The sequence below is a fragment of the Endothiovibrio diazotrophicus genome (assembly GCF_054657215.1).
Genome location: NZ_BAAHXB010000139.1, coordinates 1 through 14,422, shown reverse-complemented (window position 1 = coordinate 14,422; position 14,422 = coordinate 1). Strand labels below are relative to the sequence as shown.

At 65.9% G+C, this 14,422-nt stretch carries 13 protein-coding genes; 4 read left to right on the top strand and 9 right to left on the bottom strand.

Features of this window, described 5'->3' with window-relative positions:
* Positions 1-464 precede the first annotated feature (464 nt).
* Positions 465-1,436, bottom strand: coding sequence for a PstS family phosphate ABC transporter substrate-binding protein (locus tag ACYQ2W_RS22965; RefSeq protein WP_459872738.1), 972 nt, complete (start codon positions 1,434-1,436; stop codon positions 465-467).
* Positions 1,437-1,960: 524 nt separating this feature from the next.
* Between ACYQ2W_RS22965 and ACYQ2W_RS22960 the strand changes: the two genes are divergently transcribed.
* On the top strand, positions 1,961-2,671 hold the full coding sequence (locus ACYQ2W_RS22960) for an OmpA family protein (protein ID WP_459872736.1): 711 nt from the start codon (positions 1,961-1,963) through the stop codon (positions 2,669-2,671).
* A 389-nt stretch (positions 2,672-3,060) separates the two neighbouring features.
* Here ACYQ2W_RS22960 and ACYQ2W_RS22955 read toward each other — a convergent pair whose 3' ends face one another.
* The 6 genes from ACYQ2W_RS22955 to nagZ form a co-directional block, all read right to left on the bottom strand.
* Positions 3,061-3,444 carry a c-type cytochrome domain-containing protein gene (locus ACYQ2W_RS22955; RefSeq protein WP_459872734.1) on the bottom strand — a complete coding sequence of 128 codons (384 nt, stop codon included), beginning with the start codon at positions 3,442-3,444 and terminating at the stop codon, positions 3,061-3,063.
* A 96-nt stretch (positions 3,445-3,540) separates the two neighbouring features.
* Complete coding sequence (locus tag ACYQ2W_RS22950; protein ID WP_459872732.1) at positions 3,541-6,357, bottom strand: class I adenylate cyclase domain-containing protein; 2,817 nt, start codon at positions 6,355-6,357, stop codon at positions 3,541-3,543.
* Positions 6,358-6,362: 5 nt separating this feature from the next.
* Positions 6,363-7,163, bottom strand: a complete 801-nt coding sequence (kdsB, locus tag ACYQ2W_RS22945) for a 3-deoxy-manno-octulosonate cytidylyltransferase (RefSeq protein ID WP_459872730.1) — start codon at positions 7,161-7,163, stop codon at positions 6,363-6,365.
* Positions 7,160-7,714: a hypoxanthine-guanine phosphoribosyltransferase gene (locus tag ACYQ2W_RS22940; RefSeq protein WP_459872728.1), complete on the bottom strand. Its 555-nt coding sequence runs from the start codon at positions 7,712-7,714 to the stop codon at positions 7,160-7,162. Before ACYQ2W_RS22940 ends, kdsB begins: the two co-directional genes overlap by 4 nt.
* A gap of 56 nt (positions 7,715-7,770) precedes the next feature.
* Positions 7,771-8,199, bottom strand: a complete 429-nt coding sequence (locus ACYQ2W_RS22935; protein ID WP_459872726.1) for a GIY-YIG nuclease family protein — start codon at positions 8,197-8,199, stop codon at positions 7,771-7,773.
* Positions 8,196-9,239, bottom strand: a complete 1,044-nt coding sequence (gene nagZ, locus ACYQ2W_RS22930; protein WP_459872724.1) for a beta-N-acetylhexosaminidase — start codon at positions 9,237-9,239, stop codon at positions 8,196-8,198. Before nagZ ends, ACYQ2W_RS22935 begins: the two co-directional genes overlap by 4 nt.
* Before the next feature lie 167 nt (positions 9,240-9,406).
* Here nagZ and ACYQ2W_RS22925 point away from each other — a divergent pair, with 167 nt between their 5' ends.
* On the top strand, positions 9,407-9,829 hold the full coding sequence (locus ACYQ2W_RS22925) for a flagellar basal body-associated FliL family protein (protein WP_459872722.1): 423 nt from the start codon (positions 9,407-9,409) through the stop codon (positions 9,827-9,829).
* A gap of 235 nt (positions 9,830-10,064) precedes the next feature.
* Here ACYQ2W_RS22925 and ACYQ2W_RS22920 read toward each other — a convergent pair whose 3' ends face one another.
* Positions 10,065-10,862 (bottom strand): ABC transporter permease, encoded by a 798-nt coding sequence (locus ACYQ2W_RS22920; RefSeq protein WP_459872720.1) that lies wholly within the window; start codon positions 10,860-10,862, stop codon positions 10,065-10,067.
* Positions 10,859-11,791, bottom strand: coding sequence for a nickel ABC transporter permease (gene nikB / locus ACYQ2W_RS22915; protein ID WP_459872718.1), 933 nt, complete (start codon positions 11,789-11,791; stop codon positions 10,859-10,861). The genes ACYQ2W_RS22920 and nikB overlap by 4 nt, the downstream gene beginning before the upstream one ends.
* A 454-nt stretch (positions 11,792-12,245) precedes the next feature.
* Between nikB and ACYQ2W_RS22910 the strand changes: the two genes are divergently transcribed.
* Positions 12,246-13,388: an aminotransferase class V-fold PLP-dependent enzyme gene (locus ACYQ2W_RS22910; RefSeq protein WP_459872716.1), complete on the top strand. Its 1,143-nt coding sequence runs from the start codon at positions 12,246-12,248 to the stop codon at positions 13,386-13,388.
* Between the two features lie 326 nt (positions 13,389-13,714).
* Positions 13,715-14,053, top strand: a complete 339-nt coding sequence (locus tag ACYQ2W_RS22905; RefSeq protein WP_459872714.1) for a hypothetical protein — start codon at positions 13,715-13,717, stop codon at positions 14,051-14,053.
* The last annotated feature ends 369 nt before the right edge of the window (positions 14,054-14,422 follow it).

The following is a 14,422-nucleotide window of genomic DNA, read 5'->3' as shown; positions in this document are numbered from 1 at the left end:
CCTGCATTTCCCACCAACCTCCGTGCAGCACCTTCAGCACCAAACCACTCGAACGGTTTCGCCAGAAGCGGCCGTAGGGTGTGCCGAGGTACGAGGCGCACCACCCTCCGACCGGTGCGCTTCCTATCGTCGGCACACCCTACCCGACGGGTAGAAGAAATGGACAGGATTTGCAGGATTGACGGGTTTGGTATGAGGTTCGACTGAACGCTGCGCCACACGAAAACGGCGGAACTCCACCCTCCACCGAAAACACGGAACAATCCTGTTCCTGTCAATCCCGTCCAATTGTTCTCCTCCAGACGGAGCACCGCCGCTCCTGCCGACCACGCCTCGCAGGTCCTCTGGACCATCTTTCTTGGCGACAAAAAAAACCCCGCCAAATAGGCGGGGCAGCAGAAGGATGATCTTATTGTTGTCCGGTCGGGCGGGACGGCCGTCGGCCGTCCCCCAGTCCGATTCGCTTAGTTCAGCTTCTCCAGCTCCTTCTCCACCACCGAAGCGGGGAGCGGGATGTAGCCGTCCTTGATCACCACGCCCTGACCGACCTTGGAGAGGACCAGCTTGATGAACTCGCGCTCCAGCGGGGCCAGCGGCTTGTTGGGGTGCTTGTTGACGTAGATGTAGAGGTAGCGGGAGAGCGGGTACTCGCCGGTCACCGCATTGTCGGGGGTGGCATCGACGAACTTGCCGCCCATCTTCTTGGTCAGCGGCACGGCGCGCACGCCGGAGGTCTTGTAGCCGATACCGGAGTAGCCGATGCCGTTGATGGAGGCGGAAACCGACTGCACCACGGAGGCGGAACCGGGCTGCTCGTTCACGCTGTTCTTGTAGTCACCCTTGCACAGCGCGTGCTTCTTGAAGTAACCGTAGGTACCGGAAACCGAGTTGCGGCCGAACAGCTGAACGTCGCGAGTGGCCCAGTCGCCGGTCAAGCCGACCTGACCCCAGCGGGTGACGTCCTCGGCCTCACCGCACTTGCGGGTGGAGGAGAAGATGGCATCCACCTGAGGAATGGCCAGACCCTTGATCGGGTTGTCCTTGTGGACGTAGACGGCCAGGGCGTCGATGGCGACGCGGATGTAGGTGGGCTTGTAGCCGTACTTCTTCTCGAAGGCCTCGACCTCCTTGTTCTTCATCTTGCGGCTCATCGGGCCGACGTTGGAGGTACCCTCGGTCAGCGCCGGCGGCGCGGTGGAGGAACCGGCGGCCTGGATCTGGATGTTGACGTTGGGGTAGTTGCGCTTGAACTCCTCGGCCCACAGGGTCATCAGGTTGGCCAGGGTGTCCGAGCCGACGGAGGAGAGGTTGCCGGAGACGCCGGAGGCGGCGGCGTAGTCGGGCAGGCTGGAATCGACGGTGACAGCCGCCATGGCGGGAGCCATGAAGCTGGCGGTGACGAGGCCGAGGGCCGCGAAAAGACGGTTGGGTCGCATCGATAACTCCTAGGAAATGGGTGGTGGTTTGGGGAAGCGCTGGTTTGGTCATACCGGACGGGGTGTAGCCAAATCACCGCTCCCTCAGACCGGGCGAAGCATGGGTGAGGCAGGTGAAGCAAATGTGAACAAAACATGACGGTTTCATTACAGCCCTTACGGCCTAGCCGGCCGCCGGAGCACGAGAGCCGAACATAAAAAATTAATAAATAATTATAAGGAGTAGACATTGATGGGCACGGCGAACCCGCCCCACGGCTGGGGTGACGTATTCTTTCCGCGTCCCCAGCCTTCCACCTGTTTCAACCCGATGAACGCCACACGCTCCTCCTATGCACCTTGCCCGATGACCGACTTCGACGGCCGCGAGGTGGAAATCCGTCGGGCCTGACCATACGTCAATGTAGAGTCAACCGAGCTACGAATTCTCCTGATATCTGCTAGAGTACAGAGAACTTTTTTCGCCTAAGCGGCGACAAGCCCAACAACAACCAAATCCACCCCCTTTGTCAGGAGAACGCTGGATGAACGCCTCCAAACTGATCCCCTTCGCCGCCTCGCTGCTGATCGCCGCCGGCACCCTCTCCACCCCCGCCTCCGCCGGCTATCTGGTGGACGTCAACGGCCGCGTGGTCACCAACAACTACGGGGAGTGCGTCTACGCCCTCGTCCCCCTCGGCACCGATCCCGGCGCCCCCTACCCGCCGGGCTGCGGCCCGCAGGACAGTGACGGCGACGGCGTCTACGACGACCAGGATGCCTGCCCCGACACCCCGAAGGGCGTCAAGGTGGACAGCAAGGGCTGCCGCGTCGACAGCGACGGTGACGGCGTCTACGACGAAGACGACATGTGCCCCAACACCGCGCCGGGCGTGCGTGTCGACGCCAAGGGTTGCGAGATCATCACCCTCGGCGGGGTCAACTTCGAAACCAACAAGGCGACCCTCGCCGCCGCGGCGAAGCAGATCCTCGACGCCAATCTGGCGAAGATCAAGCGCAACGCCGACCGCATCGGCATGGTCAAGATCGTCGGCCACACCGACAGCCGCGGCAGCGACGCCTACAACCAGCGTCTGTCCCAGAAGCGTGCCCAGGCGGTGGCCGACTATCTGGCGGCCAACGGCGTGGCGGCGGAGAAGCTGTCGGCCAGCGGCATGGGCGAGTCCCAGCCGGTCGCCGACAACGCCACCGAGGAGGGCCGCGCCGCCAACCGCCGCGTAGAGATCTCCTTCTAACGAAAAAAAGCCGGGCCGGCCATGGCTCGGGGGCAAAGCCCCCGAGCCATGGCCGGCCCGGCTTTTTTTCGTTTATTGGGGGAGAGGGTTGGCCGGAGAAATCTGGCAGGGCGTACCTCGAACCACACCTGCGGAGGTCAGCCTGTAGGAGCGGCCCCTACATCTCCCGCGCGAGGGGCGTTACCGTAACGTCAGCCCATTCGGCGCTGGTGGACTCCCCGCCGACTCACTTCGCACCATCGCGGCCTAAGGGCCGCTCCTACAGGTAAAGGCTCGGACAGCCCTTTCAGGCCACTCCACCCTCATCTCCCAATGTCCAAAAACGCCACGGCCCCGGTTTGGCCGCCCCGCAGGGGCCGGCCAAACCGGGGCCGTGGCGTTTTTGGATGTTAGTTGTTCTTGGCGCCCTGGTCGACCCAAGCACGCAGGATCGCGCGGTCGGGCTCGGAAAGCCATTCACCACCGTGGGGCATGCGGATCGAGGGATCGGCCTTGCCCTCCACCAGGCGGTTCAGGGTGCTGCTGGCGGCGCTGCCCGGAACGATGATCGGGCCCAGGCGGGTGCCCTTCATCAGATTTTCGTAGTTCTCCAGGCTGAGACCGCTCTTCTTGTACCCTTCGCCATCCGGCGTCACATGGCAATCCAGGCAGTTCTTCTCGAGAATCGGGAAGACGTCACCCTTGTAGCTCATCTGCTTGTCCCCACAGCCTGCGGTCAGGCCGATCACGACCGCCACGGCCGCGACGGAGATCATCGCATTTTTTTTGTTCATAACACCCTCTCTTATCAGGAAATAACCTTACACTAATGAAGACTAGCATCATCCCTTCAATTCACCAAACCCCTCCCGCCGGACGGAGCAGCCGCGTCACAGCCCTTGCAGGGCGCTGTTCAACCGCTCCTCGATCCGCGCCTTGTAGTTGAGGAACTGGATCGTCTGCAGCGGGCCGCGACCGCCACGGTGGAGCAGCCGGGAGATGTCGATGTCGGTGATATAGATCGGATAGCGCTCGCCGCCGCGGCGGCGCTCGAGCACGTAGCGGGCGATCTCGGTGAACAGGCGATTGCCGTGTTCGAAGGAGGAGAACTCCTCGTGATCGCAATAGATGGTGTAGCGGGCCGCCCCGTCGTCACCGCTCTCGCCGATCACCTGGACGTTGAAGTAGCGCTGTGCCTGACGCGACTCGTCGATGCCGACCCGCCGTACGTCCCACTTCTTATCGCGGCGCAGCTGATAGTATTCCACCCGCGCCGTCGAATGCTCCAGCGGGTCGCCGTTGAGCGCCGCATCGCGCCGCGGCAGCACCGCACTGAAGAAGCGGTGGAACTGGATCAGCAGGGTCTGGGCGTCATGGTAGGGCTGGACCTGATGGAACAGGGAGCCCTGCTCGTCGACCACGTAGACCTCCGCCTGACCGGCCGCACCATTGTAAAAGAGCTGGATCGCCCCTGTCTTGTGCTGGCCGAAGATCACCGGCAGCGGGGTGTCTCGCCCCACCGAACCGTCAAACAGGGTCACCGCCCGCCGCTCGGAGGGCGCGGCGAGCGTCCCCAGCAGCGGCTCGATCGCCCCCGGCCTGCTCACCACCGCCCCGTCACGATCCGCCTCCAACAGGTGGTAGCTCCGACCGATGCGGGCGACCAACCGCAGCCGCTCCCCCTCCCCCAGGGCCTGCATCCGCGGCACCGCCAGGGAGAACAGCCGCTGCATCTTCTGACTGATGCCGGTGCCCTGGAAGAAGGAGAAGCAGCGGATATCGATCGGCGGCAGTTCGCGGTTCTCCAGCGGCCGCACGACGCGCAGGTATTCGGCCACCGCGTCGAGGGCGGCTGCGGGACCGGCAAAGTGGTGGGTGAGGATCTCGTGCCAACTGTTGATCATTAGCAGGTCGACGCTACGCACCAGATTCTCGCCGGTCGGGCCGTGGTTGAAGATGTCTCCTCCCTGGGCCCCCTGCAACCCGCTGGGGGTCATTGAACCGCCGGAGTCGATCCCGGCATTGACCACCGCCGCGCTGCGCTCGATCCGTTCGGGCCGGGCGAAGTCCTCCATCGACGGCTCCGGGATCTCGCCGCCGGGGAAGAGCCGTTGCAGATGGGTGACGACCTCCTGGATCTGCTTGAGATCGACGCCGCCGCGGTTGGCGTAGGCAAACAGCTGGGTGCGCCGTTCGAGCACGCCGTTGAAGTGGCACCAGGCGATCAGTTCCACCAGGTTGGCGGCGTGCTTGATCGGCCCCTGGCGCTTGCGTTTGGCGGCATCGGAGGCGTCGTCGCGGTAGAGGAACCACGCCTGATGCTCGCCGCGCTGATGGAAGAAGGTGAGCCGCTCCTCCGCCAGATCGGCGGAGATGCCCGGGTTGATCAGCTCGATCTTACCCGCCTTGCGCTTGAAGGCGCTGTAGAGCTTGCGACCGAGCAGGTCGAGGTCCTTGGGGTCGATCATCATCGCCCCGGCCTGGCGTCGGGCGAAGTCGGAGAGCGCCTGGTAGCTCTGGGTCAGCGCGCCGAACAGGGCCTTGCGCTCCTCCAGCACCCGCTCCACCTTCCAGGTGGGCCGGCTGTCGAGGGTGTAGAGCCACGCCCGATCCCAGCCCCACGCCACGGTCAGTCCGGAGAGCTGCTCGAAGCGCCACACCTCGTGGGGGCGGGGACGGGCGCGGCTCAGCTCGGCGTCCACCTTGAAGTAGAAACAGCGGCGCGCCAGGTCGAGCCGCTCACCATCCCCCTGCCCCTCCAGATACTCCTTCAGCTTGGTCATCAGCATCAGGTAGGGATCGAGCAGCGCCGGATCGCTCTCGCCGTCGCGCACCACCCGCTTGAAGCGGACGCTGAGCAGCTCGATGGTGGGAAACTCGCTGGTATAGGCCTCCATCAGCAGGATCTTCAGCACCGACTTGTAGGGCGAGCCGATCCCCTTGTAGACCTGCCAGACGCTGGCTCCGTAGAACTCGCTGGCCGGGATGTGACCGAGACCGCCGAAGTCGATCACCTCGTTGGGGTGGAAGATCTCCTCGTCGTAGAGGCGCTGGACGTAGACGTCGTACTCCCCCTCCTCTTCCGGCGGCACCAGCCACCAGACCGGGAAGCGGCCGCCGAGCAGCAGACCTGTGCGGTAGAATTCGTCGAGCAGGAAGTGGTATTGGGCGGTGCCACTGCTCTCCGAGGAGAGCGCCACCTGCTCGCCGCCGCGGAAACGCTCGGCGTTCATCAGGAAGAAGTGGACCTCAAGGCCGAGGGAGTCGCCCCACTGTTCGATGGCGGTGCACTTGGCCTGGAGCTTCTCCAGCGCCTCCGGCGGGAGGTCGGGGGCGTGGCAGAGCCACATGTCGAAGTCGCTCTTCTCGGAGTAGGCGACGGTCCCCGCCGACCCCATGGCGAATAGCGACTGGATCGGAAAGGAGCGATGGGCGCGGCGCTGGTAGGAAAAACCGCGCGACAACGCCTTCGCCGCGGCGAGCGCGGCGTTGCTCGGCTGGTACTCGGCGAGCCCCGCCGGGGTCTCCTCGTCGACGTAGCCGGGCAGCTCCGGGTGATTGGTGTGGAAGAGCAGCGGCAGCAGATCGAGGAACGCCTGCTGATCGGGCTTGAGGAATTCGTAGGTGCGCTTCAGCCGCTGCTCGTTGATCGCGAGATAGCGGCGCAACAGCGCGCGCAACGCCTTGGCATCCGGTTTGTCCGCCACCGCGGCTACGTCCCCTGTTCGGCAACCGGCGCGGCGACCAGGGCGGCGATCCGCTCCAGGTCCGCCGCGGTGTCGACCCCGGGCCCCGGTAGCTCAGCCGCCTCGGCAACATAGATCGAATCCCCGTGCCACAACACCCGCAGCTGCTCCAGCGACTCCATCGCCTCCAGCGGACAGGGCTCCAGTTCGGCATAGCGCGCCAGGTAACCGGCCCGGTAGGCGTAGAGACCGATGTGGCGAAAATGCGCCGAACGCTCCGGCAACTCCTCGGTGGTCACCGCGAAGGCGTCGCGGTCCCACGGGATCGGGGCGCGGCTGAAATAGCACGCGAACCCCGCGGCATCGCTCACCACCTTGACGACGTGGGGATCGAACAGCTCGGCGGTGGTGTGGATCCGCGCCGCCAGGGTGGCGACCACCGCCTGCGGGTGGTCGCTGAGCCCGGCGGCCGCCTGGCGGAGCAGCGTCGGCGGCATCAACGGTTCGTCACCCTGGAGATTGACCACGATCTCCTCCTCCCCCCAACCACGCATGGCCGCCACTTCGCCGATGCGGTCGGTACCGGAGCGGTGCTCGGCAGAGGTCATACAGACCCGCGCCCCGAAGCACCGCGCCGCCTCGCCGATCCGCTCGTCGTCGGTGGCGATCCACACCTCCTCGGCACCGCTCTCCAGCGCCCGCCGGTGGACGTGCTCGATCATCGGCCGCCCGGCGATCGGCGCCAGCGGCTTGCCCGGCAGGCGGCTGGAGCCGTAGCGTGCCGGGATTACCACCTTGAAACGCAGCGGCTCCGCGGCCCCGCTCACAGCCCCTTCACCGCGTAGATCCCGGGGGCGTTGCGCCAATACCCCTTATAGTCCATGCCACCGCCGAAGAGGAAACGGTCGGCCACCTGGATGCCGGCGAAGTGGGCCATCGCCCCCACCGCCTTGCGCATGTGGAGCTTCTCCACCAGCACCGCGTTGAGCACCTCGCTCGCCCCCTTTTCCCGGCAGTACGCCTCGATCCCCACCAGGGTATGCCCCTCGTCGAGGATGTCGTCGAGGACCAGCACCGAGCGCCCCTCCAGCGGGATACGCGGCTCGCTCCGCCACTCCAGTTCGCCACCACGGGTGGCGTGACCGTAGCGGGTGGCGTTGAGGTAGTCGATCTGCAGCGGGAAACGGAGCTTGGGGAGCAACCGGCCAGCGAAGATCACCGCCCCGGTCATCACGCAGAGCACTACCGGGTTGGCGTCGGCAAGATGCGCGGTGATCTGTTGGGCCATCCGCTCGATGGCCGCCTCCACTTCGGCGTCGCTGTGCAGCAGCTCGGCCTGCTGGAAGACCTCGTGGGCCTCTTCGGCTGTCAGACTCATGGGAATCGGTTCCGGCGTTGGTCGATGAGCGGGCGGCGCCCGAAAACGGACGCGTATTATAGAGGCGTTGTCGCCGATGTTTCATGAATAATCCGGGGCGGGATGCGGGCGACGCGATAGAGGTGGGCCGGACAGCCGCGCCGGCAGTCGGTGGCACCGAAACCGACCACCGGCTCGCTCCCCGCCCGTGCCGCCACCTCCCGCGAGAGAACGCACTCGTCGCCGCCGACGATCCGGTCGATGCGGATCAGCCGCACGTCGGGATGGGTCAGCAGATAGTCGATATGCCAATGGAGCCGGCCCGTCTTCTCTTCGGCCAACCGCCGGTGGCGCGCCACCCGCTGCTCCAGTCCCCGTTTCGCGCTGCCAAGATAAAGATAGCTGCCCCGCCGCAGCCGCCGCTCGCCGAGCCGACCGGGGGTCACCCGCACCGCGCGATCGAGACGCAGCACCAGCCGGTAGGCTCCTCCATTGGCCTCGCTCACAGCGCCAAGTCCCCCGCCGGCGCCTGCTCGAAGTCGAGGATCCGCGCCACCGTCCGCCGCCACTCCTCACTCCGGTGGAGGGCGTGACGGTCCACCGGATGGCGACCATGGAGCCGCACCAGGCGCATCTGGGAGGCCGGGTCGCCGAAACCGGCGAGGGCATCCAGGGTCTCCGCCGCCCCCTGCGGATTGTTGCACACCAGCACCATGTCACACCCCGCATCCAGCGCCATCCGCGCCCGCTCGCCGTAGCCACCGGCGTAGGCCGCCCCGGCCATGCTCAGATCATCGCTGAACACCACCCCCTGGAACCCCAGCCGCTCGCGCAACACCCGGCGGATCCACCACGGCGAGAAGCCGGCGGGGCGTTCGTCCACCTGCGAATAGATCACATGGGCGGGCATCACCCCCGCCAGCTCCCCGGCGAGCCGCTCGAAGGGCACCAGATCCTCCAGCTCGATGGTGTCGAAGGGGCGGTCGTCCACCGGCAGTTCCAGATGGGAGTCACCGCGCACCCCACCGTGGCCGGGGAAGTGCTTGCCGGTGGCGGCCATGCCGGCGTGGCGCATGCCCTGTAGATAGGCGCGCGCCAACTGCACCACCGCCTCGGGTTCCCCGGCGAAGGCGCGGTCGCCGATCACCTCGCTCAACGAACGGTCCAGGTCGAGCACCGGAGCAAAGCTGAAATCGACCCCCACCGCGCGCAGCTCCACCGCCATCAACCAGCCGGCCCGCTCCGCCATGCGCACCCCCTCGCGAGGGTCCTGGCGATAGAGCCGGCCGAAACCGGCCGCCGCCGGCAGCCGGGTGAACCCCGAACGGAAACGCTGCACCCGCCCCCCCTCGTGGTCCACCGCGGTGAGCAGCCGCGGGCTGCGCAGGGCATGGATCTCCGCCAGCAACGCCTCCAGCTGCTCCGGCGAGGCGTAGTTGCGGGTGAACAGCAGCACCCCACCCACCAGGGGGTGGCACAGCATCTCCCGCTCTACGGCATCCAGCTCCGTCCCCTTCAGATCGACCATCACCGGTCCCAACGCCATGGATCTCCCCTCTCGATACTCATACGCCGCCGGCAGCGGCTTGCATTGAACGAACCATTATCCCACCATACCCGGCCAGCCCTGCCCCTTATCCACAATACCGGCCTTCAGCGCCCCCCCAAAAGTGCCAGGACTGGGCGAACCGACCCCCCGGAGAACTCAACGGCATGAAAAACCTCCCCTCCCTGCTGAGCGCCCTCCTGCTGCTCTTCGTCGCCGTCGGCACGGCCCACGCCGAAGCGGAGAAAGAGGGCGGCGCGGCGCCCCCCGCCGGCCCGGTCTACGTGGACCTGGGCGAGCCGGTCATCGTCAACGTCTACGACCAGGGGGTGCTCCACTTCCTCAGCATCGACGTGGTCGCGCTGGTCGAGAGCCCGGCCGACGAGGCGCTGATCCACGACAACATGCCGCCGATCCGCCACAACCTGATGATGCTCTACAGCAGCCAGGACTACCCCGCGCTGTTCCAGACCGACACCAAGAAACGGCTGCTCGGCGAGACCCTGCAGACGCTGCAGGAGGTGATGCAGAAGGAGGCCGGCAAGCCGGTGGTGGAAGAGGTGTTCTTCAACGCCTTCGTCATCCAGTAACGACGCCAGATCGAACCCACCCCTCAGACCGAACCCCCCCTGGTTACCACGCTCCGCGTGGTAACCTCACTACCTCACTCCGCGCGGCAACCCAACCTCCACGCCACTGAGGCCTCCCCCTGGACGCTCCGCGTCGGCCACCATACCGGATCGAAGCAGCAGCTCTCGAAGTTGGACGCAGAGCGTCCAAGATCCCCGGTTACGACGCCGAGCGTCGTAACCAGAGACCCCTTCTTCAAGCCCCACCCCGCACATCCAGCCGATCCCGCAGCCGGTCCCCCAGCCGGTTGACCGCCAGCACCACCAGGCTCAACGCCACCCCCGGGGCCAGCACCAGGTGGGGCGCCACCAGCATGTAACGGGCACCGTCGCGCACCATCGTCCCCCAGGAGGCCTCCGGCGGCTGCACCCCCAGACCGAGAAAGGCGAGCCCCGCCTCCGCCACCACCGCCCCGGCCACCCCGAAGGTGGCCTCGACGATCAGCGGCGCCAGGGTCAGCGGCAGGATGTGAAGGAACAGGATCCGCCCCGCCCCCGCCCCCAGGGCGCGCGCCGCCCGCACGTGCTCCCGCTCGCGCAACGACAGCACCTGGGCCCGCGCCAGCCGGGCGTAGCCGACCCACCCCACCGTCGCCAGGGCGATCACCACGTTGTCCAGCCCCGGCCCCAGCAGCCCCGCCAAGGCGATCGCCAGCAGAATCCCCGGAAAGGCGAGAAAGAGATCCACCACCCGCACCAGCAGCAGATCCCACCACCCGCCGAGATAACTCGCCGCCGCGCCGACCAGCGTCCCCACCGCCGCGGACACCGAGACCACCCCGACCGCCACCAGAAAAGAGGTGCGCGCACCCATGGCCAGCCGCTCCCACACCGGGCGCCCCAGGTCGTCGTAGCCCAGCCAGCCGCCGACCTCCGCCACCGGGACGGCCAGGATCCGCTCCAGCACCACCCCGTTGGGGTCCGCCACCAGCCAGGGGGCGACCACCGCGAGCAGCGCCCACAACGCCAACACCCTCATGGAGAGCGACCTCATCCCGCCCCGCCCCGCAGCCGCACCCGCGGATCGGCCCAGGCGTAGGCGACGTCGGTCAGCGCGTTGACCGCCACGTAGAGCAGACTGATCAGCAGCACCGTCCCCTGCACCACCGGGTAGTCGCGGCGCTGAATCGCCTCCACCAGCAGTTGCCCCAACCCCGGCCAGGCGAACACCGTCTCGGTGACCACCGCCCCACCGAGCAGCGCCCCCAGTTGCAGGCCGAGCACCGTGATCACCGGCAGCGCCGCATTGCGCAGAGCGTGGCGCACCACCACCGCCCACTCCGCCAACCCCTTGGCACGAGCGGTGCGGATGTACTCTTCGTGCAGCGTCTCGATCAGCGCGCCGCGCACCATGCGCGCGAGGATCGCCGCCAGCGCCGTCCCCAGCGTCACCGCCGGCAGCACCAGACTGCCCGCCGCCTCCCGCCCGCTCACCGGAAACCAGCCAAGGCCGAGGGAGAAGGCGAGGATCAGCAGCGGCCCCAGCCAGAAGTTGGGGATCGACGCGCCGAGCAGCGAAAAGGCCATCGCCCCCCGATCCCAACCGCCACCGCGCCGCGCCGCCGCCACCATTCCCAACGGCAACGCCACCACCACCGCCACCACCAGCGCCGCCGCCGCCAGCTCCGCGGTGGCCGGCAGTCGCTCCCACAACAGCTCGGCCACCGGCCGCCGGGAGTAGAGGGAGCGGCCGAGATCCAACTGGCTGAGGTTGGCGAAGTAGCCGACCAACTGCTCGCCCAGCGGACGATCGAGCCCGAGGGCGACCCGCAACGCCTGGCGGTCCGCCGGCCGAGCATGCTCACCGAGCAGCGCCTCCACCGGGTCGCCGGGGGTCAGATGAAGGAAAAAGAACACCAGGGTCGCCACACCCACCACAACCAGGGCGGCACTGGAGAGACGGACGGCGAGGAAGCGGATCATGGGGCAGAGCATACCGGATGGCCGAAACCACTTTCATCCAGCGACTTTGTCAACCTGGCTATCATTTTTAAAAACAGACTGTAATGCATAAAAAGCAGTAAATTAAATGAAGAAACAACTGTATCTATATGATTTTAAAAGATGACAAAAGACACTTCATCAGAAATCGGTAAAACCCACGCCGACCAGCCAGTTATCCACAAAACCTGTGGATAACTTTGTGGATAAACGGCGAAAATCCCTCCGCAAGGGCCGGAATCAGGCCTCCCCAGTTAACTTGATCAAAAAGTAGACAAATTATTTTTTCCTTTAAAAACATACAATTAAACAAAACATCAAGGACTTAGCCAAACTCGTGGACGAATTCTCTGCCGATCCCCACATCCCCTCTTGACGTGTGCATAACCGCTGTGATTGGCTCAACCCACCCTCCCTCAGCCCATGGAAATGCCCCATGACCACGGAATTTCCTCATGATCAATCGGTTATTCACCTCAACCACGCCGGTGTCGGCCCCTGGCCGCGCCGCGCCGTCGAGGCGGTGGCAGCCTTCAGCGAAGAAAATCTGCGCCGCGGCTCCCTCGCCTACCCCCAGTGGATCGAAGTGGAGAACCGGCTCCGCCAACGCCTCGCCCGCCTGATCAACGCCCCCACCGGCGGCGACATCGCCCTGGTAAAGAACACCTCGGAGGGGCTCTCCCTGGTGGCCTGGGGACTCGACTGGCGTCCGGGTGACAACGTCGTCGTCGCCCGCCAGGAGTTCCCCTCCAACCGCATCGTCTGGCAATCCCTGGCCGAGCGGGGGGTGGAGTGCCGGCTGGCCGATCTCACCGCCGCCGAGTCGCCCGAGGCGGCGATCACCGCCGTGACCGACGAGCGGACCCGGCTGATCAGCGTCAGCGCCGTGCAGTACGCCTCGGGCCTGCGCATGGACCTCGCCGTCCTCGGGGCGTTCTGCCAGGAGCGGGGGATCCTCTTCTGCGTCGACGCCATCCAGCAGATCGGCGCGCTACCCTTCGACGCCCGGGCGATCCACGCCGATTTTGTCGCCGCCGACGGCCACAAATGGATGCTCGGTCCGGAGGGGCTCGGCTTCCTCTACTGCCGCGCGGAGCTGCGCGAGCGGATCGCCCTGCGCCAGTTTGGCTGGCACATGGTCGAGCGGCTGGGGGATTTCGAACGAGAGGCGTGGCAACCGGCGAACGACGCGCGCCGCTTCGAAGCGGGCAGCCCCAACCTGCTCGCCGCCCACGCCCTGGAGGCGAGCCTGTCGTTGTTGGAGGAGGTGGGAATGGGGCGGATCGGCGAGACCCTACGATCCATCACCGACGGGTTGATTCGGAGGATCGACGCCGAACCGGAGCTGGAGCTGCTCAGCCCCCGCACGACGGAGCGCCGCTCCGGCATCGTCACCTTCCGCCACCGCAACGCCGACCACGACGCCCTGTGGCACGCGCTGATGGCGCGCGGCGTGCTGTGCGCCCCGCGGGGAGGCGGCCTCCGCTTCTCGCCACACTTCTATATCGAACCGGCGCGGCTGGAGGAGGCGGTGGACGCGGTGCTGGAGGAGGCTAAGGGAATAGGGGTTAGGGGTTAGGGATTATCCTCGTAGAGTGGATAGGCGTAGCGCATCCACCAAAACGGAGGCGCCGCGCCAACTCGCCGACACCACCTGGGAATCACGGAAAAAAGCGGAAAGCGAGCCGCTCCGATCGGTGGATGCGCTACGCTTATCCACCCTACGCTCAGCATGGTCTCTCCCGACGGAACGGCATTGGAGCAAGGAGCGAAAAACCGGGGCGGCAAACCCGCCACCTCGATGGGCGACGAGCAGCCATCCCCACCATTACGCCTCTTCGCCGAAACGTTCAGAATCCGCTAATATACTCAACCTCCCCCACCCGTCGAGCCCAGGAGCGCCTCATGACACGGCTCACCGCCTTGCTGATTCTGATCTCCGCTTCCCTTGCGTCCAACGCAGCCGAGACCGGACGCTACGAGTTGGTACAAGGTGAATACCTGATCAACGACTACGTCAACGGCAGCCAGATGTACGCCCGCACCACCTTCAAGATCGACACCGTCACCGGCGAGGTGTGGGCCGCCGAAGCCAACTACATGCCCACCGGCAACGGCTCCAAGCTGCGCATCTACTGGCTCCCCACCGAAAACTTCCGCCCGCTGACCACCCCCCAGGACCTGCTCAACGAATTCCAGCGCTGGGCGCAACAGCCCGCACCGAGCAGCCCGACCCTGCCGTGAACAGGCGACAGGATGGTGCCGGGACCGGATTCCACGCCCCCCCCATCCTGAAACATCATTTTCCTTCCCAACGTCTTTCCCGAACATTGATACTTCGTCCCACAGAATGTGGGCACTCCCGATAAACCTCGCCCCCCTTTGCCGAATGAGACGAAACCGTCGGAAAGCAGCTACCGACCCCACGCCCGCTGCTTTCGTTCTAGGAGCCTGTCGGACTATGGGGGATCGAGCCGCGGGAGTGGGAGGGCGGCGCCAATTTTTCGAAAATTTGAGGAGAATAGCGAGCTATTTGACGAAAATTTTCGAAAAAGTGGGGCCGTCATCCCGCTTTCGCGGCCGATTCATCCATAGTCCGACAGGCTCCTAGGG